The sequence below is a fragment of the Neisseria sp. HMSC068C04 genome (assembly GCF_001810105.1).
Taxonomy (GTDB): domain Bacteria; phylum Pseudomonadota; class Gammaproteobacteria; order Burkholderiales; family Neisseriaceae; genus Neisseria; species Neisseria flavescens_B.
Genome location: NZ_KV799997.1, coordinates 154,960 through 174,368, shown reverse-complemented (window position 1 = coordinate 174,368; position 19,409 = coordinate 154,960). Strand labels below are relative to the sequence as shown.

The 19,409-nt window shown below is 51.2% G+C and carries 20 protein-coding genes; 3 read left to right on the top strand and 17 right to left on the bottom strand.

The features are described 5' to 3' along the window. Window positions 1-100: 100 nt before the first annotated feature. The 10 genes from HMPREF2700_RS10320 to rpmE form a co-directional block, all read right to left on the bottom strand. Window positions 101-928 (bottom strand): MlaA family lipoprotein, encoded by an 828-nt coding sequence (locus tag HMPREF2700_RS10320; protein ID WP_070591923.1) that lies wholly within the window; start codon window positions 926-928, stop codon window positions 101-103. Beyond that, window positions 925-1,203 (bottom strand): STAS domain-containing protein, encoded by a 279-nt coding sequence (locus HMPREF2700_RS10315; protein ID WP_036493932.1) that lies wholly within the window; start codon window positions 1,201-1,203, stop codon window positions 925-927. The genes HMPREF2700_RS10320 and HMPREF2700_RS10315 overlap by 4 nt, the downstream gene beginning before the upstream one ends. 63 nt (window positions 1,204-1,266) lie before the next feature. Beyond that, window positions 1,267-1,857: an MlaC/ttg2D family ABC transporter substrate-binding protein gene (locus tag HMPREF2700_RS10310; protein ID WP_070591922.1), complete on the bottom strand. Its 591-nt coding sequence runs from the start codon at window positions 1,855-1,857 to the stop codon at window positions 1,267-1,269. Between the two features lie 32 nt (window positions 1,858-1,889). After that, the gene (gene mlaD / locus HMPREF2700_RS10305; RefSeq protein WP_070591920.1) at window positions 1,890-2,384 is read right to left on the bottom strand and encodes an outer membrane lipid asymmetry maintenance protein MlaD; all 495 of its coding nucleotides are present in this window, start codon (window positions 2,382-2,384) and stop codon (window positions 1,890-1,892) included. A 49-nt stretch (window positions 2,385-2,433) separates the two neighbouring features. Beyond that, a complete protein-coding gene (mlaE, locus tag HMPREF2700_RS10300; protein WP_070591919.1) occupies window positions 2,434-3,210 on the bottom strand; it encodes a lipid asymmetry maintenance ABC transporter permease subunit MlaE in 777 nt (258 codons plus the stop codon). An 81-nt stretch (window positions 3,211-3,291) separates the two neighbouring features. After that, entirely contained in the window at window positions 3,292-3,888 is a 597-nt protein-coding gene (locus tag HMPREF2700_RS10295) for a cold shock domain-containing protein (RefSeq protein ID WP_070591917.1), read from the bottom strand. Between the two features lie 49 nt (window positions 3,889-3,937). Further along, window positions 3,938-4,738 (bottom strand): ABC transporter ATP-binding protein, encoded by an 801-nt coding sequence (locus tag HMPREF2700_RS10290; RefSeq protein WP_049323595.1) that lies wholly within the window; start codon window positions 4,736-4,738, stop codon window positions 3,938-3,940. A 222-nt stretch (window positions 4,739-4,960) separates the two neighbouring features. After that, complete coding sequence (locus HMPREF2700_RS10285; protein ID WP_283129707.1) at window positions 4,961-5,848, bottom strand: hypothetical protein; 888 nt, start codon at window positions 5,846-5,848, stop codon at window positions 4,961-4,963. Window positions 5,849-5,985: 137 nt separating this feature from the next. Beyond that, entirely contained in the window at window positions 5,986-7,644 is a 1,659-nt protein-coding gene (locus tag HMPREF2700_RS10280) for an ArnT family glycosyltransferase (RefSeq protein WP_070591914.1), read from the bottom strand. A 236-nt stretch (window positions 7,645-7,880) separates the two neighbouring features. Next, window positions 7,881-8,096: a 50S ribosomal protein L31 gene (rpmE, locus tag HMPREF2700_RS10275; RefSeq protein WP_003681847.1), complete on the bottom strand. Its 216-nt coding sequence runs from the start codon at window positions 8,094-8,096 to the stop codon at window positions 7,881-7,883. A gap of 280 nt (window positions 8,097-8,376) precedes the next feature. Between rpmE and HMPREF2700_RS10270 the strand changes: the two genes are divergently transcribed. Beyond that, a complete protein-coding gene (locus HMPREF2700_RS10270; protein ID WP_070591913.1) occupies window positions 8,377-8,910 on the top strand; it encodes an acyltransferase in 534 nt (177 codons plus the stop codon). A gap of 61 nt (window positions 8,911-8,971) precedes the next feature. On the opposite strand, the gene HMPREF2700_RS10265 is transcribed toward HMPREF2700_RS10270, so the two are convergent. The 5 genes from HMPREF2700_RS10265 to HMPREF2700_RS10245 form a co-directional block, all read right to left on the bottom strand. Continuing rightward, the gene (locus tag HMPREF2700_RS10265) at window positions 8,972-9,436 is read right to left on the bottom strand and encodes a four-helix bundle copper-binding protein (RefSeq protein WP_070591911.1); all 465 of its coding nucleotides are present in this window, start codon (window positions 9,434-9,436) and stop codon (window positions 8,972-8,974) included. A 150-nt stretch (window positions 9,437-9,586) separates the two neighbouring features. Then, a complete protein-coding gene (locus HMPREF2700_RS10260; protein ID WP_070591909.1) occupies window positions 9,587-10,804 on the bottom strand; it encodes an MFS transporter in 1,218 nt (405 codons plus the stop codon). Window positions 10,805-11,105: 301 nt separating this feature from the next. Then, window positions 11,106-11,534, bottom strand: coding sequence for a hypothetical protein (locus HMPREF2700_RS10255; protein WP_049332858.1), 429 nt, complete (start codon window positions 11,532-11,534; stop codon window positions 11,106-11,108). A gap of 8 nt (window positions 11,535-11,542) precedes the next feature. Continuing rightward, window positions 11,543-12,058 carry an outer membrane protein assembly factor BamE gene (locus tag HMPREF2700_RS10250; protein ID WP_070587953.1) on the bottom strand — a complete coding sequence of 172 codons (516 nt, stop codon included), beginning with the start codon at window positions 12,056-12,058 and terminating at the stop codon, window positions 11,543-11,545. Between the two features lie 459 nt (window positions 12,059-12,517). Next, window positions 12,518-13,156, bottom strand: coding sequence for an MBL fold metallo-hydrolase (locus tag HMPREF2700_RS10245; RefSeq protein WP_070591908.1), 639 nt, complete (start codon window positions 13,154-13,156; stop codon window positions 12,518-12,520). A 111-nt stretch (window positions 13,157-13,267) separates the two neighbouring features. Here HMPREF2700_RS10245 and HMPREF2700_RS10240 point away from each other — a divergent pair, with 111 nt between their 5' ends. After that, a complete protein-coding gene (locus HMPREF2700_RS10240; RefSeq protein ID WP_070591906.1) occupies window positions 13,268-14,074 on the top strand; it encodes a DNA ligase in 807 nt (268 codons plus the stop codon). 42 nt (window positions 14,075-14,116) lie between these two features. On the opposite strand, the gene HMPREF2700_RS10235 is transcribed toward HMPREF2700_RS10240, so the two are convergent. Then, a complete protein-coding gene (locus HMPREF2700_RS10235; protein WP_070591905.1) occupies window positions 14,117-14,791 on the bottom strand; it encodes an HAD-IA family hydrolase in 675 nt (224 codons plus the stop codon). Between the two features lie 10 nt (window positions 14,792-14,801). Next, window positions 14,802-15,788, bottom strand: a complete 987-nt coding sequence (locus tag HMPREF2700_RS10230) for an RluA family pseudouridine synthase (RefSeq protein WP_070591903.1) — start codon at window positions 15,786-15,788, stop codon at window positions 14,802-14,804. A 514-nt stretch (window positions 15,789-16,302) separates the two neighbouring features. On the opposite strand from HMPREF2700_RS10230, the gene HMPREF2700_RS10225 reads away from it, so the two are divergent. After that, on the top strand, window positions 16,303-19,200 hold the full coding sequence (locus HMPREF2700_RS10225; protein WP_070591902.1) for an Rne/Rng family ribonuclease: 2,898 nt from the start codon (window positions 16,303-16,305) through the stop codon (window positions 19,198-19,200). The last annotated feature ends 209 nt before the right edge of the window (window positions 19,201-19,409 follow it).

Genomic DNA, 19,409 nt, shown 5'->3' with positions numbered 1-19,409 from the left:
AGGGGATTTTGGGGAATTTTGCAAAGGTCTCAGCTTTTTTAAAACTTCAAAATCTAGCTTTCCAAAACGCTAAAAAGGCATAACTTTTATACCCAGAAAATCAGAGATTTTCTGATGGTGTTTGATACAGGGTTTGGGGATTGGCTGTATCGGGGATTTCTGCCGGAGAGGATTGTGGTACTGCTACCGGTTCGGAAGTGGCGTTACTGTCCACCAAGTCGTCGATGTCGATGTTGTCGTCTTCGCTTTGAGGGAGTGTGCCGCCGGTTTGTTGGGAGCGGACTTTCATGTAAAGGTCGCGTGTGTAGCTGTATTTGTCGATGGCTGCGCCTTCGAGGCTGTCGGTCAGGTCGAGCAGTTCTTTACGGGTATTGATAGCTTGCAGGCCGGTTGTGCCCCAGCGTCCTGCTCTGGTGTGGAAGACGGCGTTTTTAACCGGATAGACGGTGGTAACAGCGTTACCGACGGTATCGCGTACGGTCGACGGGCCGAGTAGGGGGACAACGAAGTAGTTGCTGTTTTTCCAGCCCCATGAGGCGAAGGTGTCACCGAGTGTGTTTTTATTGCTGGGTACGCCGCCTGCACCGGCTACGTCGATTAAACCGCCAAGGCCGAAGGTGGTATTGATGCCGACGCGGACGAGGTCTTCGCTGGCGCGTTTGACGTCAAGGCGCAGCACATTGCTGCCGAAGCTGACGACATCGCGCAGGTTGTTGAAGAAGTTGCTCACGCCGGTACGCACCGGTTTGGGCGTTACTTTGCGATAACCGCGTGCGACGGGGGAAAGGACGTATTTGTCTGCTTTGTCGTTGAACTTGGAAACGGTACGGTTGTAGCCTTCGTAAGGGTCGGCCGGATTGCGTTCGGCAAGTGCGGGAGCGGAGGCTATGCTGATGAGGAGGCAGAGGGAGGCAGTGGTTTTTTTCATGATTGCAACCAGTCTTTGATTTCGTAAAGTTCGGCCAGTGCGCGGACGGAATCGGGAATGTTTTGAATGGTCGGTTTTTTGTCTGTCCGGCGCAGAGCGTTGAGCAGCAGGGAAACGCAGGCTGAATCTGCTTTGCCTACTTGGCTGAAGTCTATGCTGTCTGTTTCTTTCAGACGGCATTGTTGTTCGTAGCGCGCAAAGGCGGAGGCAGTCAGGGTTTTGACGGTAACGTCGCCGCTGATGTAGAGCGTGCCGTTGCGGATTTCTGTTTGCATGGTGTCTTTATGATGTAAGGCACCATGCCGTCTGAACATCAGGCGGCATGGCGCGGGGGTGGATTATTTACCGCCGTTTTTAGCTTTCAAGTCGGCAATCAGGCCGTCGATGCCTTTGGCTTTAATGGTTTCGCCGAATTGGTTGCGGTATACGGTAACCAAGCTTGCGCCTTCGACTGCAACATTGTATGCGCGGTATTTGTTGCCGCTTTGGTAGGTGGTGAAGTCCATGTTGACCGGTTTTTGGCCGGAAACGTTGATTTCGGCGCGGACAACGACTTCTTTACCGCCTTTGTTTACGACGGGGTTGTCTTTGATGTTGACCCTGGCGTTTTTGAATTTCAGCATGGTGCCGGAGTAGGTGCGGATCAGTAGGGTTTGGAACTCTTTGGTCAACGCTTGTTTTTGTGCGTCAGTCGCAGTGCGCCATGGGTTGCCGACGGCCAAAGCGGTCATGCGTTGGAAGTCGAAGTAAGGGATGGCGTAAGCTTCGGCTTTTTGGCGTGCGGTGTTGGCATCGCCGCTGTTGAGGATTTTCAGCACTTGAACGGAGTTTTCACGGACTTGGTTGACTGCGTCGGCAGGAGAGGCAAATGCCATGCTGATGCTCAATACGCCGATGCTCAATGCGCTGATGAAGGAAGTTTTTTTCATGGGAGTGTCCTGAATATTGGGTTGATATGTGTTTATTGTTTGTTTTGACCGGCAGATTCACTGTCTGCGTTTTTCTCGGCAAAGTTGGTCATGAATTTGCCGATAAGGTTTTCCAAAACCATGGCGGAGCTGGTGACGGTAATGGTGTCGCCTGCCGCCAAAGAATCAGTATCGCCGCCTTGTTGCAGGCCGATGTATTGTTCGCCCAACAATCCTGAAGTCAGAATTTGTGCGGAAACGTCGCTGCTGAAGTGATATTGGCTGTCCAGATTGAGGGCGACTTTGGCCTGATAGGATTTAGGGTCGAGCTGAATAGAGGCAACGCGGCCCACCAGTACGCCTGCGGATTTGACCGGAGCGTTGGTTTTCAAGCCGCCGATGTCGCTGAAATCGGCATAGACGGTGTAGGTTTGAGAGGATTTACCGAACGATTGTCCGCCGGCGGCGCGGAAGGCGAGAAAGCCGATAGCGGCCGCGCCCAGTAAGACAAACAGTCCTACCCAAAATTCCAAAGCATTTTTTTTCATGTGCTATTGTCCTTGTTTCATTCTTTTTAAGTGTCGTTTCAGACGGCCTTTAGTCGGTAAACATCCATGCGGTCAACATGAAGTCGACAGCGAGGATGGTCAGGGAGGAAGACACTACTGTGCGTGTACTGGCGCGTAAAATACCTTCGGAAGTCGGTACGCAGTGGAAGCCCTGATGTACGGCTATCAGCGTAACAGCTACGCCGAAAGTGGCGGATTTGATTAAGCCGTTGAGTACGTCGTAATGGAAAGTGATGTTGTTTTGCATTTGCGACCAGAAAATACCGCCGTCCAAACCCAGCCATTCGACACCGACCAAATACGCGCCGTAAATACCGGCAACGTTGAAAATCGAAGCCAGCAAAGGCATGGAAAACACGCCCGCCCAAAAGCGCGGCGCAACCACACGTGCAACAGGGTCGACTGCCATCACGTTCATTGCTTCAAGCTGCTCGGTGGTTTTCATCAAGCCGATTTCGCTGGTCATGGCACCGCCCGCGCTGCTGGCAAACAGAATGGCCGCCAATACGGGACCCAATTCGCGCAACAGGGAAGCGGCAACCATATAGCCTAAAATATCAGCGGATTTGAATTTTGCCAGCTGCGTATAGCCTTGCAAGCCCAATACCATGCCGACGAACAGGCCGGACACAGCAACAATCAGGACAGACAATACGCCTGCAAAGTAAACCTGGCGGATGCTCAGGCGCGGGCGGGTAAACGCCGTACCTGATTTGGCCAGGATCTGCAGGAAAAACAGCGTAATGCTGCCCAGCGATTGGATGAAGCCGAGGGTTTTTGCCCCGACGGAACGGATAAAATTCATAGGTTTCAGTTGATTGGTTAAATGGTTTTCAGACGGCCTTGATTGATTAAGTTTTAGATTGTTTGAAAGGTGGAGAGGAGTTTAGATTTTACCACCATAATATGCCGCTAGTTTATTTAGGCATTTGCGAACACAGGCTGATGTTTTAGGCATATTTTTTAGTTTTTCCGCAATAGGTGGTGAAACTTTATAATATGCCTTTACCAAAACCTTACCTAAAGTATTGGTTAAAAGTGTTTCATCACGGAAGCGGCGTAAGGCAATAACTTCTTCGGCGAATGAATCTCCATAAACTGCTGTAGCAATAAAGCAATTGCTAAAATTTTTATAGACACTGCCACAGTAGGGACAAATAGAATGGCTAATACTGCCTTTACGCATAATAATCCGTGGAGTCATTTTTTTGTTGCAAGTGTAGCAATTTACCCTTGGATCGTTTTCGTCACGTTTAGCTTGTTTCTCAGCCGCTCTTTTTTCTGATGCTTTTTCAGTAATAACGACAGTACCTGCAACCGGTCCTCGTTTGCTTGTACGTGCTTCAAAAGTAACGGCATCGCCGTTATGTGGCAACTCTGCCCCTTGAATATGTTTCACTGTGAAATAGTATTCTTTTCCTTCTTCAGAAACGATATATCCGTATCCTTTACTTTCAGAAAACCATTTAACTTTGCCGTTCATACAATGAGCCTTTAAGGTTTAGATTGCGTGATGACAGGCCGTCTGAACATCAGCCCAGCAAGTCTTGTTTTAAAGTCGTTTGCGCCGGATAGCGGTATGCGACAGGGCCGTCTGCCAAACCGCCGACAAACTGGCGTACCCAAGGCGAGTCGAGTTCGCGCATTTCTTCGGGCGAGCCGGAGAACATGATTTCGCCGTGTGCCAGGAAAATGACTTGATCGACGATTTCCAACGATTTTTCAATATCATGCGTTACCATGACGCTGGTTGAGCGCAGGGCCTTGTTGGCACGGCTGATGAGGTGGGCGATGACGCCCAGAGAAATCGGGTCGAGGCCGGTGAAAGGCTCGTCGTACAACATGATTTCAGGGTCGAGCGCAATCGTGCGTGCGAGGGCGACGCGGCGCGACATACCGCCGGAAAGCTCGGAAGGCATCAGGTTTTCAACACCGCGCAAACCGACTGCATTCAGTTTCAACACCACCAAATCGCGGATGACCGCTTCGGGCAAATCCGTCAGCTCGCGCATGGGGAAAGCGATGTTGTCGAAGACAGATAAGTCGGTGAACAATGCGCCATGTTGGAACAAAACGCCCATGCGGCGGCGGTGTTCGTACAGCTCCTGCGCCGAAAATGCGGCCAAATCGCGCCCTTCAATCAGCACTTTGCCCGATTGCGGGTGGATTTGACCCGTAATCAGGCGCATCAGCGTGGTTTTACCGCTGCCCGAACCACCCATTACGGCGGCGAAATTGCCTTGTGGAATGCTGAAGTTGATGTTGTTCAGAATAGGACGGTCGCCATATGCAAAGGCAACGTCTTTCATTTCGATGAAGGGTGTGGAACTCATGCAGGAGAAGGGTGTCGAAAAATGTATTTTAATTACGGGTATTGTAAAGGGTATTGGATATTCGGGCAATTTTCAGACGGCCTACGCTTAGGAATAACGGGTAAAAACGTGTGAAAGAATGCAGAAGCGTTGGTGATACGGTCGTTTTGTCGCGTGTTGTGTCAAACATACAGACAGCTGTGTAGGTATATAAAGAGGCGGGCAAACATGCCCGCCTTGTTTTTAATATTTCTGCAAACCTTCTACCTTGATTTCTTTGGCATTGGCATTGATGAAGGCTTGAGTCGCTTTCATCGTGGCTTGGATGCGCGGATCGTTCCAGCGCACGATTTGGTTGTTTTCATCGCGCTTGTCCGACCAGATAATCACGCCGTCGGTGTATTTTTTGCTGATTTCGAGCATTTTGCGCCAGCGGACGGGGTCGATGAACTGTTTGAAATAAGGACTGTTGGTGGCCGAATAATATTGCGGCCAAATGTAGCCGATGATTTTTTTGTTGGGAAAGCGTTGATGGATGTCGTTAACGGCGGTTTTCACGTCTTTTTCCCATTGCACCAAATCGGGGGAAGTGATGTAGAACACAGGATTGGCATAGTCGCTGATGGCGGCGGTGGGCGCACGGCGTTTGCTGACTTGCCGCCATTTGGCCAAGATGGTTTCGTTGTCAACGTTGGGGCGGTAGTGGCGGATGCCGTGCAGGTGTTCGGAAGGCATGCCGTAGTTGCTGATGACGGCGCGCGGGTTTTCTTCTCTGAAGATTTGGTACATCCGTGCGAAGTCGGTTCTCAATTCATCGGGTGTCAGCAGTTGGCCGTCTTTTTCGGCAAACCAGCTTTCGATGTCGGTGGAAATGGTGCGGTAGCCTTCACGGCGCGATTGCTTGGCCAATTCGCGGATGCGCTCTTCGTTGAGTACGCCGTGTTTGCGTTTGCCCGTTGGATCGGGTTTGACCAGCTCGCTTTCGTAAACCAAGAACACTTTGGAGAGTTTGTCGGCGGTCAGGTCGGGTTTGCCGACGTAGTCCATGCGGTCGTAGATAATGAAATCTTTGGCATGGGCGGAGAGGGCGGTCAATAAGAGGACGAGGGGCAAAAGGCGGTTGGGTTTCATATTTTTAGGCAGATAAGGGAAAAGGGCCATTGTACGGGAAGCGGTGTTAAAGTGAGTCAAAGGCCGTCTGAAAGGATAAAAGTTCTTTCAGACGGCCTTTGTTGGATTGGGGTATTCAGTTTTGAGGCTGGTGTGATTTACTGCGCTGCAGTTTTTTCCAGCAATAGGAAAGTCTCGGCTTTGTTGCGCGGTCTTGCGCCTTGCCACAAGGTTTGCCAGCCCGAAGGTGCGCCGATGTTGGCGGCTTGGCGGATGAGGCGGTAGCGGCAGGACGGGTTGTCGGTCGTGGTTTTAATATGGCTGTATTGTGTCCATGCGATTCGTGTGCGCTGGTCTTGGCCGTCGATGCTGATACATTCGAGGCCGTCTGAAAGTTTCTGTTTCAATTCGGAAGAAAGTGCGGCTTCCATTTGGTGAACCACCGGCGCATGGCTTTTGGCGGCGTTGAGCCACGGTAAAAACAGGGTCATCAGCAAGGCCCAGGCCAAGGTAACGCCGGCCGCCCAGTTGGTTACGGCTTGGCGGCCGCGGATGTTTTTACGCGTAATCGCCCAGAACCACAACGGGGTAAACAGCAGGGCGACGGCCATCGGAATCGGGTCGATGTCGGGGATGTAATATGGGCTGAAATAGGCAGCGCGTTCGGCCAGTTTGGCAGGCCAGCCGTAGTTCATGGCGAAGAAGCCCAGCCACAGGAACACGGCAATCAAACCAAATGCCATGATGCCGAACCAGTTGATAAATGCCGCTGCGCCGCGACGCAGGCCGTCCAGTTGTGCCGCGCCGAGCAGGGCGAGCGGCGGCAACAGCCAAACGAGGTTGTCTTGCAGGCGTTGCGGGTTGATGGCGAGCAGGGCTGTCATGACAACCAGCCACGACAGGCTCAGAATGCCCCAGTTTTTATCGTGGATACGCGTGCGGCTGAGCGTCCATGCCGCCAGCGGCCAAGCAGGCAGGGTAAACCACAGCAGGTTTTTCAGATAATAGGGTAGGTTGAAGGCCGTCTGAATCTGATGGAAGCCGCCGAATACGCCTAAGGAATAATGGTTGAACCAAATATCAAACCATTCTGGATTGGTTTTTGATAAAATCAGTGGATACAGAATCAGCAGGGGCAGGGAAACGACGATGGCGCCAATCAGGGTCAGCAGATAGCGTTTGCTCTGCCAAGTGGAATGGAACGACAGGGCAAGTGCCAAAAACATCATGGCCGAGGTCAGCAGGTAGCCTGAGGAAAGGGAGAGTAAAACCCAGCCGCTGCACAACAGCAAAATGGCGATAATGACACGGCGGCGTGCCAGTGAAAAGCCGCACAGAATCAATCCAAACGCGGCAAAAGTGGCCGACATGGGATTGAGGAAGTGGGCGATGGGCAGCAAACCGATGCTGCCGATAAGGATTAAGACAACGCTGCGGCCGTGGTGTCTGCCGAGAAAGTTGAAGCCGGCAAAACCGCAGGCGGTCAGTCCGATAGCGGTGAATACCACGCCGGCAAAACGCGCGGCATCATAGGTATCGGCCGCCCAAGGCGAAAACAGGGTTTGGAATGCGGTTGCCGCCCACAAAAAAGCAGGGGAGAGGGTGAAATCGGGTTGACCGAAGATTTGTGCAACCAACAGGCTGCCGCCGTTTTTCATGGACTCGGAGGCGGTAAAGAGGGAGGGTTCGGCAGGGTTCCACAAGTCATGCGAGAACACGCCCGGCCACAGCCAGGCAAAGGCCATCAGCAGCAGAAGCCATGGTTTTTCATGGGTTTTTTGGGGGCGGCGCGGATCGGGCGGTGTGTAAGTCAGCATGGAAGGTCAAAAAACGGTTGGTTTGAATAGCAATGGTACAGGGTTTGACGGGTTTGCGCGATATGCCGGACCGGAGAGCTTTGTAAAATAATGCTTACGGCTCGTTTTTGTCGGGTGTTTGGAATGATATGGCATTCGGTATGACGACAAAAAGTTCAGGCCGTCTGAAAGAAATATTTCAGACGGCCTGAATGCAAAAAAGACTGCACGAAGCAGTCTTTTTGACAAAGCGGCAATTAGCGTTTGAACAGGTTGCCGAATTTGTTGTTGAATTTGTCCACACGACCGGTAGTGTCGACGATTTTTTGAGTACCGGTGTAGAAAGGGTGGCACAGAGAGCAAACCTCAACGTTGAAGCTGTCTTTTTCCATTGCGGATTTGGTCACGAATTTGTTGCCGCAAGAGCAGGTAACGTTGATTTCGTGGTAGTTCGGGTGAATACCTTGTTTCATTTGATTTCCTTTCGATTAAGCGGGCACAGGGGTTTTGCCTGTACTTCAGTTAAGCGTGGAATTTTCGCTATTTTTGGCTGTTTCGTCAAGAGGATATTTTGTAGCAGGGCAGTTTCGCAACAGACAAGAACAGTTTAGAATAGACTCTCGAACCAAATATTATGCGGTCAGATTGTAATCTCACTGAAAAGAGGATGTAAAACCTCCTCTAGATGTGAAACTTTAAGAAGAATAATAGTCTGAATAATATTTACGCTTGTACGAACAGGAGACGGAATCAATGTGGAAAAGGATATTGACGTGCATTTTGCGTGTTTGGGGAGGAATGTTGCCTCCGTCTTATTGCAAACCATTCGGCCGGATTGCGCAAAAATTCCGTGCTGCTTTGGCTGCGTGCATTTCTCCAAACATCGGTAAAAACGTCAATATTGAAAAAGGCGGATACGTTTTTCCGGATACGGTAGTCGGCGATAATTCGGGTATCGGTGTAAATTGCGAAATCTGCCGCGGTTTGACCCTCGGCAAGAATGTGATGATGGGGCCGGAATGTCTGTTTTATTCGACCAACCACAAATTCAACCCTGAAACCCGCCGCTTTGAAGGTTATACAGACATCAGCCCGATTGTGATTGAAGATGATGTTTGGATTGGTCGACGTGCGATTATCATGGGTGGCGTTACCATCGGCAAGGGCGCGGTAATCGGCGCAGGTTCGGTGGTTACTAAAGATGTGCCGCCTTATTGCGTGGCTGCGGGCAATCCTGCGATTGTTCGGAAAAAACTGCTGGATGAGCAAGAGCTTGCAGCCGAATAGTGTGAACAAAATAGCAAAATAAAAGGCCGTCTGAAATTCAGACGGCCTTTTTTAATATTGATTAAGCGGCAATTTTTTCGCATTCTTTAATGCAAGCCAAGCAAGATTCGTAGCAGGCTTTGCATTCAGCGTGGTGGCCGGCGTGTTCTTTGCAGGCGGCAGCACATTGTTTGCAGGCTTCGATGCACACTTTTGCCAAAGACGGAGTCAGGCGTGAATTTTGGGCGGCAAGGTTTTGCAATGTGCTGCACAGTGCCAACATTTGGTTAGCGCCGGTTGCGCAGTCTTTCATGGAAGTATCGCCGGAGCTCAACAGGGCGATGCAGTGTGCCAGACAGATTTGACCGGCTTCAACGCAATGTGCGGCTGCTTTGCGCGCGGCTTCGTAGGCGCGCGGTGCAGAATGCGCGTGACCAGCATGACCAGCGTGGTGTGCATGGCCTGCATGGTCGTGAGCACGGGCAAAAGAAGCGGCGGCGGTGAGGGAAACAGCAGCAGCGCTGCCGATAAATTGACGACGGTTCATAAGATAGAGTCCTTTTTGTTTTGTAGAAATATCGGACGAATTATTTCATCCATTATTAAAAGGTTACCATGTTATTCGTTTTTAAACAACAGGCCGTCTGAAGGTATCGATAGCACGTTCAGACGACCTTGAAATGTCAAGGTTCCCGCGTCAGGTTGCAGCCGCTTTCCGTTCATGAATCAGTAAATTCAACAGGGCGGCCGCGCCTGCCAAGACTGCGTCGGCGTACCACATCCAGCCGTAATCGTTGAAGCGCGTGATGACGATGCCGCCGATGTACGAACCCAAAAAGCCGCCGATTTGATGGCTCAACATGGTTAACCCGAAGAGGGTGGCCAAGTAGCGTGTACCGAAAAGTTTGCCGGTAATGGCGGCGGTGGGGGCGACGGTTGCCAGCCAAGTAAAACCGAGTCCGGCGGCGAAAAGATAGAAGTTCAAATCGGTTTTAGGGGCGGCCAGATAAATCAATATCATGGCGACACGCGAAGCATATAAACCGAAGAGGACGTATTTGCCCAAAAATCTGCCGGTACACCAGCCTGAAAAAATACAGCCGGCGATGTTTGCCAAACCAATAATGGCAATGGAGGTCGAAGCGACCGTAGCGGGGAGGCCGCAAAGTGAAATTTCGGTCGGTAGGTGGGTAACCAAAAAGGCGATGTGAAAACCGCAGGTAAAGAAACCCAAATGCAGCAAGATATAGCTGCGGTTGGCGAAAGCCTTGCAGACGGCCTGCTTCAGGGTTTGGCCGCCGTTGTCGGTATGGACGGTGTGAGAAGCATGTTTGCCGCCGGCCAGCCACCAAGAAATCGGCAAAATCAAGATGGCAATGACTGCCCAAACATAAAATGTCCCCGCCCAGCCGACGTGGGGCAGGGCAATCAAACCTTGAACCAACGGCGCGAACAAAAATTGCCCTGCGGACCCGCCTGCATTGACCAGGCCGGAAGCCAAGCTGCGCCGATGAGGCGGCGTTTTGGCGGCGACCTGTCCCATAATGATGGAAAATCCGCCCGAACCCGTACCGAATGCCAACAATAAACCAATACTCAGTATCAGCCCCCAATAAGTCGGCATTTGCGGCACCATCAGACAGGCGGCAATCAACAGAACCGTACCGCCGGCTAAAACCTTAAACGCGCCGAAGCGGTCGGCTAACGCGCCGGACAAGGGTTGCGATATGCCCCACATCAATTGGAAAACGGCAATAATCAGGCTGAACTGGGTCATGCTCAATTCGGTCGAATTGACGACGGGCAGGACAAAAAGCCCTAAAGTCATCCTCATGCCGATGGTAATCAGCAGGATGGAGGCGGCAGCGGCAATCAGCAGCCACAAATTGGGTAATTTTGCAGAAGAATCGGTCATGATGTTTGTGTGTGTAAGGGGCAGGGAATAAAAGCTATTCCTGCCACTATATTATTTATTTGATTTCTCGGCGAGCCGATATATAAACGCGCGATTCTAGCATTGGGCGAGAAACGGCATAAATAACCGTTGGTTCTTTGGATATGGTAAAAAGTGATATGGCTTGAGGATGAATTGAGGATGAATCGGTCAAATATTCTTCGTTTGGTACTGACGGAGCAAGCAAATTGCCGTTGAATTTTCATTTGAGAACAAAGGCCGTCTGAAAAGTTTCAGACGGCCTTTGTTTGACTGACTTACATCAGATGATTTCCAGAATGAAATACTGACGCAGTTTTTCGTACACATTATTTTGTACGTTGATACAACCATTGGTTATGATGCGGTCGGCCACATGAGGGGAGGCGATGCGTTCCATGCGTCTTTCTTGTGGTTTGAGCGTCCATACCCTGTGTAATGCAAACAGAAAGTCATTTTCTTCTTTGAAGCCGATAACCTCGCCACCGTAACCCGGTTTGCTGGTCATCATCGGCGTCATATTGAATTTGCCTTTCGGCGTGGTCTTGCCAATCAGTACCGGATGGCACTGACCGTCATCGGCAAAGCAAAGCTCAGCCTTAGCTGTATTGACCACAACTTTTTTGCGTTGGATATAGTCGCTGACAGCATCGGCAGCGGCCAAAGAGTTCAGGCCTGCTGCCAAGGCTATACCTAATAGGATCCGTTTCAAATTTGTCCTTATTGACGGATGCGTTGAGGAGCTTCTTTAATGATCTCGCGGATGATCACTTGAGGCTCTTGTTTAGGTGTAGGTGCTGGAGGAGGACATACGGCATCTTTAGGGAATACTGGATTCCAGAAGAAGCTGCGTGCAAATTTGTCTTTGTCGAAGATCACTTTGTATTGGCAAGTAGTGATGCCTTCAACGCCGGAAGTGTTTTCAGGGTCAACACCTACGCCTGGGGTGTAGAAGTGGAACAGGTAGTCCCATTCACGCACGCCAACCATGCCTTCGTCGTAGTGAGGACGGCCGAGGATTTTGTAGATGTCGTCTTTGGTCAGGCCAGGACGCATTTGATCCAGCTCGTCAAAAGTCGGGAATGTACCGCGGTCTTTGTTGAAGGTCAGGGAGTAAGGTTTAGGGAAGCGTGGCTCGTCTGTAGTGCCTTCAGGAGTGATTTTGCTCTTAGTAGCACAGGCGGCCAGCAGGCCGGTAGCCAGCAGGACGAAGCCCACTTTTGCGATTTTTTTCATTTGATAATCCTTTTATTGATTTTACCAGCCGAACTTTTCAGACGGCCTGTTAGTGCCGGCAGCGAGTTTGCCGGTTTACCCAAATAATGTTGTGCTTCTTAAAGATGTACCCGACGGTTTGACAAACAGAACATCGGCACATTCCGGCAGGGCATTGCGCCTCATCTCCGTTGTATCCGCCTGAATCGGCAGAACCGTTCAGACGGCCTGACTGACATTTATTGTCACTTTGTAACAATTTCACTGCGAGTAAGGCTTGGGGTTTAGAGATTTCCGGTTTTCGATAAATCAGGTTTTATTGCGTAATACCTTGTTATCTTTGTGCTTTAGTTCTTTTTGGCATTTGCCGGAGATTAGGTACTTAATCTTTCGGGTGTTATCCCTGCAAATTGTATGCCAGTTTTCCTTTATACGCATAATCTGTGTATGCCAGAATGTTGGCTTTATACAACATTCATATTAACGAACCAGAAACGGATTGTACCTTTTCTCATGCCCGATAGTGGTCATGCGGCCGTGTCCGGCGATAACTTGCGTGATTTCGGGCAGGGTTAATAGTTTAGCGCAGATATTGTTTATGAGGTCATCATGATTGCCGCGCGGAAAATCTGTGCGACCAATGGTCTCATAAAATAAAACATCGCCTGCGACTAAAAGTCCGTTTTCGGCATTGTAAAAAACGACTTGGCCGGGAGTGTGGCCGGGAATGTGGAGGACTTGGAAGCTGTGATTGCCGACTTTGAGCGCTTCCCCTTCTTCCAGCCAGCGTGTCGGCGTGAATGACGGAGAAACGGGAAAACCGTATTGCGCCGTTGTTTGCGGAAGGGCTTGGAGCAGGAATTCGTCGTCTTTGTGCGGGCCAAGAACGGGTACGTCACAGGTTTTCAAAAGTTCAACCACGCCGCCTGCGTGGTCAAGATGGCCGTGGGTCAGCCAAATGGCGGTCAGCTTGAGGCCTTTGTTTTGGACTTGTTGCAATAAATAGGATACGTCGCCACCGACATCGGTCAAAACGGCTTCTTTGGTTTCATCATCCCAAATCAGCGTGCAGTTTTGACGGAAGGGGGTAACGGCGTTGATTTCAAATTGGAGTGCCATGGGTGTTCCTAGGGAATGCTTGTTTAATGTTGTTTACGGTTCAGACGGCCTTTTGCTATTATGTATATATAATAAAAAGCAAGTCTGGAAAAGTGTCTTATGAATAATGTAATGCGAACCATGATACCGATTTTTGCGGCTTCTTTCATCTCTGCGGCGTTTGGTGCAAATTTGTTGTTGGCGCAGGAATATAAAAATCAAGATATTGCCGGTTGGGCCATGAGTGAAAAGTTGGATGGCGTACGCGCGTATTGGGACGGCAGGCAGCTGGTCAGTCGTCAGGGTTATACGTTTACACCGCCCAAAGGTTTTACAGCAGGTTTTCCACCGTTTCCGATGGATGGCGAGTTGTACAGCGGACGAGGGCGGTTTGAGCAAATTTCCGCGACGGTGCGTTCTGCCTCGGGAAATTGGGACGGCATCCGTTTGCATGTTTTTGACGTGCCGCAGGCGCAGGGTAATCTGTATCAGCGGCTGGAAACGGCTTCGAAATGGCTGAAATCACACCCGTCGGCACGGTTTACGGTTATTCCGCAAGTCAAGGTGCGCGACAAACAGCATGCTTTGGATTTTTTGAAACAAGTCGAAGCGCTGGGTGGGGAAGGTGTGATGCTGCGTCAACCTGAAGCCCGTTATGCAGGCGGTAGAAATGGGCAGCTGTTGAAGCTGAAAAGTGAATATGATGATGAATGTACGGTGACGCGTCATTATGAGGGCAAAGGGCGCAATGTCGGGCGTTTGGGTGCGGTAGGATGCAAAAACCAATATGGCGAGTTTCGTATCGGCAGCGGTTTTAAGGATAAAGACCGCGACCATCCGCCGAAAATCGGTGCGCTGATTACTTACCGTTATCGTGGTTTTACGCAAAAGGGAACGCCGAAATTTGCAACATTTGTCAGGGTGCGCTCGGATCGATAAAACAAATGAAAGGCCGTCTGAAAATAGGTTTCAGACGGCCTTTTATATAGATGTTGTATAGCCTTTTATAAGGTTTTCCAATACATCAGGCAATTCGGCCAAGCTGTTGAGCATGGCGACATGGGGCATGGAGGAAAGCTGTTGGGCGGTATGTGCACCGGTGGTAACTGCGATGGCGCGGATTTTAGCGTTGGCGGCCATTTCTAGGTCGTGGGTGGTGTCGCCGACAACGACGGCCTCTTCCGGTTCAACACCCAGTCGGTCGCAGAGGGCGAGTACCATATCGGGCGCGGGTTTGGACGGATATTCGCCGGCGCAGGCGGTTTCCAGCCAAAAGGCTTGGGTGTCGGTTTGTGCGATGGCTTTGTCCAAGCCGCCTCGGCCTTTGCCGGTTGCTACTGCAAGCCAATAGCCTTGTTGTTTCAAGCGTTGCAGGCAGGGCAGGGCTTCGGGGAACAGGGTCATGTTGCGGTTGTTGGGATTGAGGTAGTGTGCGGCATAGGTCTCAATCAGGGTTTCCTGAACGTGTTCGCTGACGTTGTGGGCAAGGCGGCGGATGATGCCGGAGAGGCTGTATCCGATGAGCGGGCGGATTTGGTCGGCTTCGGGAACGGGCAGGCCGCAATCGGCAAAGCTTTGCTGAAAGGTGTGGATGATGGGGTTGGTGGTGTCGGCAAGTGTGCCGTCCCAGTCGAAAATAATGAGTTTGGGTTTCATGGGTTTCCTTTCAGACGGCCTTTTCCTGATTTTCCAGCATTAAAACAAATTGCGCCAATTCTTGCGGCAGGGGCGCTTTTAGGATCAGTTTTTCGCCGGTCAGCGGATGGGCGAGATGCAGCTCGGAGGCGTGCAGGAACATTCTTTTCAAACCGAGTTTTTGCAGGCGTTTGTTGGCTTGATAGTCGCCGTAGCGTTCGTCTCCGGCAATGGGGCAGTCTTGCGATTGCAGGTGGACGCGGATTTGGTGGGTGCGGCCGGTTTTCAGGGTGGCTTCGACAAAGATCAGGTCGGATAGGCCGACTTGGTGCAAAAGGCCGTCTGAAAAACGGTTTAACACGCGGAAGATGGTGTGGGCGGATTGGCCGTCTTCGCTGACGCGCACCATTTTTTCGCCTTGTGCGCCGGTGTATTTGAACAGGGGGAGCTTGACGTGGAAGCGGTCGTTCGGCAGTTTGCCCACGCCCAGTGCGAGATAGATTTTTTTCGGATGGTCGTTGCGGATGGCTTCGTGTAGTTTTACCAAGGCGCTGCGTTTTTTGGCAATCATCAAAAGGCCGCTGGTGTCTTTGTCGAGGCGGTGGACGAGTTCGAGATAACGCGCTTCGGGACGGGCGCGGCGGATTTGTTCGATGACGCCGAAGCTCACGCCGCTGCCGCCGTGGACGGCAACACCGGAAGGTTTGTTGATGACCAAAAGCGCATCGTCTTCGTAAACGATGTCAAACTCGCGCGCAGGCGCGGCCTGGCTTTCAGACGGCCTTTGTTTTTCGGCGATGCGTATCGGCGGAATGCGGACGGTATCGCCTGCCTGAATGCGGTTGTCGGGTTTGCAGCGTTTTTTGTTCAGCCGCACTTCGCCGGCGCGGATAATGCGGTGGATATGGCTTTTCGGGACGCCTTTGAGGATTTTTATCAGATAGTTATCAAGGCGTTGGCCTTCCTCGTGTTCGGCAACGGCAATCAGGCTGATTGAATCTTTGCGTATTGCGTGCATTTTCTCTATAATCCCAAACGTCCGTTTCGGGACCCGAACCTGCCGTCGCAGGCCGTCTGAAACGGATTTATTGTTAAAACGAGATTTTATATTAAAAACGCACTCCGCAAAGCATTTCCTTGTGTTTGTTCAAAGCCGGCAAACGCAATCCCGTAATTAAGTTTGAATTGAACCTGCCGTCCGGCCGGGCGTAAGACGCAGTCCGCGCAGCACCGTCCGAAATTACCGGCGCTACGATAATAAGAAGATGTAGGCTGCCTTATTTTGTCCGAAGCATCAGCATTCGGACGGCAGCGGAACCATCAACCTTTCCGCCGCATTGTTCTTTATTTCCTTCTTTATCCGAATCCGTCCGCACATGGCTTGAGTTCAAGCATGCAACCTTGCGGATTTCAAATCAAATACTGGTTACACGGGGATTTTCCCATCTTGCCTTTGAAGAGTGCCAACCGGACAGACAGGCCGTCTGAAAAAGATATTCACAAATCAAACGGCCGCTGTTCACGAGGTGACTATGAAAAGAATGTTATTCAACGCAACGCAGGCCGAAGAGCTGCGCGTTGCCATTGTCGATGGCCAAAACCTTTTGGACTTGGACATCGAAACGCTGGGCAAAGAACAGCGTAAAGGCAATATCTACAAAGGTATCATTACCCGCATCGAGCCGTCGCTGGAAGCGTGTTTCGTCGATTACGGAACCGACCGCCACGGCTTTTTGCCGTTTAAGGAAGTATCGCGTTCATATTTCCGCGACTACGAAGGCGGCAGGGCGCGTATTCAGGACGTGCTCAAAGAGGGCATGGAAGTTATCGTCCAAGTCGAAAAAGACGAGCGCGGCAACAAAGGCGCGGCGCTGACCACTTTCATCAGCCTGGCCGGCCGCTATTTGGTATTGATGCCGAACAACCCGCGCGGCGGCGGCGTATCCCGCCGTATCGAAGGCGAAGAGCGTCAAGAGTTGAAAGCCGCTATGGCCGAACTCGATATTCCAAACGGCATGAGTATCATTGCCCGTACTGCCGGCATCGGCCGCAGTGCGGAAGAGTTGGAATGGGACTTGAACTATCTCAAACAACTCTGGCAAGCCATTGAAGAAGCAGGCAAAGCACACCATGACCCTTACCTGCTCTTTATGGAAAGCTCGCTGCTGATTCGTGCAATTCGCGACTATTTCCGTCCCGATATCGGCGAGATTTTGGTGGATAATCAAGAAGTTTATGACCAAGTTGCCGAGTTCATGAGCTACGTCATGCCGAGCAATGTAGGCCGTCTGAAACTCTATCAAGACCACACGCCGCTGTTCTCCCGTTTCCAAATCGAACATCAAATCGAAAGCGCGTTCTCACGCAGCGTCAGTCTGCCTTCCGGCGGCGCGATTGTGATCGACCACACCGAAGCCCTGGTTTCCATCGACGTCAACTCTGCGCGTGCCACACGCGGCTCGGATATTGAAGACACCGCGTTCAAAACCAATATGGAAGCCGCCGAAGAGGTTGCCCGTCAAATGCGCCTGCGCGACTTGGGCGGTTTGGTCGTCATCGACTTCATCGACATGGAAAATCCGAAACACCAACGCGATGTTGAAAACGTCCTGCGCGACGCGCTCAAAAAAGACCGCGCCCGCGTGCAAATGGGCAAACTTTCGCGTTTCGGCCTTTTGGAATTGAGCCGTCAACGTTTGAAACCGGCTTTGGGCGAAAGCAGCCATGTCGCGTGTCCGCGCTGTGCCGGTACCGGCGTCATCCGCGGCATCGAATCCACCGCCCTGCACGTTTTGCGCATCATTCAAGAAGAAGCAATGAAAGACAACACTGGCGAAGTACACGCACAAGTGCCTGTCGATGTTGCTACCTTCCTGTTGAACGAAAAACGCGCCGAGCTGTTTGCGATGGAAGAACGTTTGGATGTCAACGTCGTCCTGATTCCAAACATCCACTTGGAAAATCCGCACTACGAAATCAACCGCATCCGCATTGATGACGTAGAAGAAGACGGCGAACCGAGCTACAAACGTGTCGCCGAGCCGGAAGAAGACGAATCCGCCAAACCTTTCGGCAGCGAAAAAGCCAAAGCTTCCCGTCCTGAGCCGGCTGTCAAAGGCGTACGTCATACCCAGCCAGCACCGACTGTCGCCCCTGAGAAAAAAGCCTCTTGGTGGGACAGCTTCAAAGCTTGGTTGAAACGCATTTTTGGCGGCAATACCGCAGCCGAAACCGCGCCTGTTGCCGAAGTGGCAGAAAAACGCACTTCGGGCAGCAACAATCGCAACAGCAATTCCGGCAACCGCCGCGCAAACAGCCGCCGTCAAAATCCACGCCGCAGCAACAAACACGACGGCAGCAAAGTCGAAGTGCGTGAAGTGAATGCCGAAGCTGCCGACAGCAAGTTTGAAGAAAACAAATCAAGCGAAAGCCGCAACGACGAGCGTAAAGACAATCGTCGCAACCGCAACCGTAACAACCGCCGCGATGATCGCAACAACGAGCGCAATCGTGTTGAGGAAGTGGTTGAAGACGTAAACGTTCAAGAAGTAGCTGCATTGGCTGAGATGCCGTCTGAAAACCAAGCGGAACAAAATGGCAATAAACGCCGCCGCAACAACGGCCGTAACGAGCGCAACCGTCATCAATCTGCGGAAAACCGTGTTGAGGACGCGAACATTCAAGCAGCCGATGGCGAACAGGCGCAAGTTGAAGCGGACGACAACGCCCGCAGCGAAGAGGGTGTGAAAAACAACGGCCGTCAAGGACGCGACCGCAACAACCGTCAGCGCAACAACCGCAACGACCGCCGTTCCAACAGCAAAAAACGCAATATTCCGTCTTCGGCAAAAATCGAGCAATACCTGAATATTACCGATACCGCCGACAAAGTCCTCTTTGCCGTAGCGCATGTTTTGGGTTTGAACGAAACGGTTGAAGCTGTAAATGCGACATTGTCTTCTGAAAGTGACCAAGCCGAGCCGCTGGTGATTGTGGTATCCGAGCCTGAAGTTACCAGCGCAGAGCCATTCGTATTTGCGATTGAAAGCGAAGACGAGCCTGCCGTAGCGCAAACTGAAAGCGCAGATGCCGAACAAGCCCTGCTTGCTTCTGCAGTCAGCAACGTTAAAGAAGCCATTTCTGCGGTATTGTCTCCGAATGGAACGGCTACTGTTGCACTGGTTGAAGTACCAACCGAAACTGTTGCCACACAAACTGAAGCCGTCGCTGAAGCAGCGCCTGTCGCAATCGTTGTGCCTGAGAGCTTGGGCGATTTGATCTTCGTTGAAACCGATCCGCAAGCCGTTGCCGCTTTTGCCGCGCAGCCACAACCTGAACCGGTCGCTAAAACACGCCGTTCGGATGTGCCTAAAGTAGAAGTGGAAGACGTAGCAGTTGAAATGATTTTGGTGGAAACACGCAAAGATTAAGATTGGTTTTATAGTTAAAAGCCCGATGTTGAACGCATCGGGCTTTTTTATTGGCAAGGAGTTGTGCTGCTCATTTTCTTTGTGTTTACCATGAGCGTTGCTTCATGGTTGAAAAGCAGGATAGCTTGCTGAAAAAGGGAAGGGCGTGATTCTTTCAATGGGAAGGGTTTAACGACAAATAGATTGATATGAGAAAAGGCCGTCTGAAA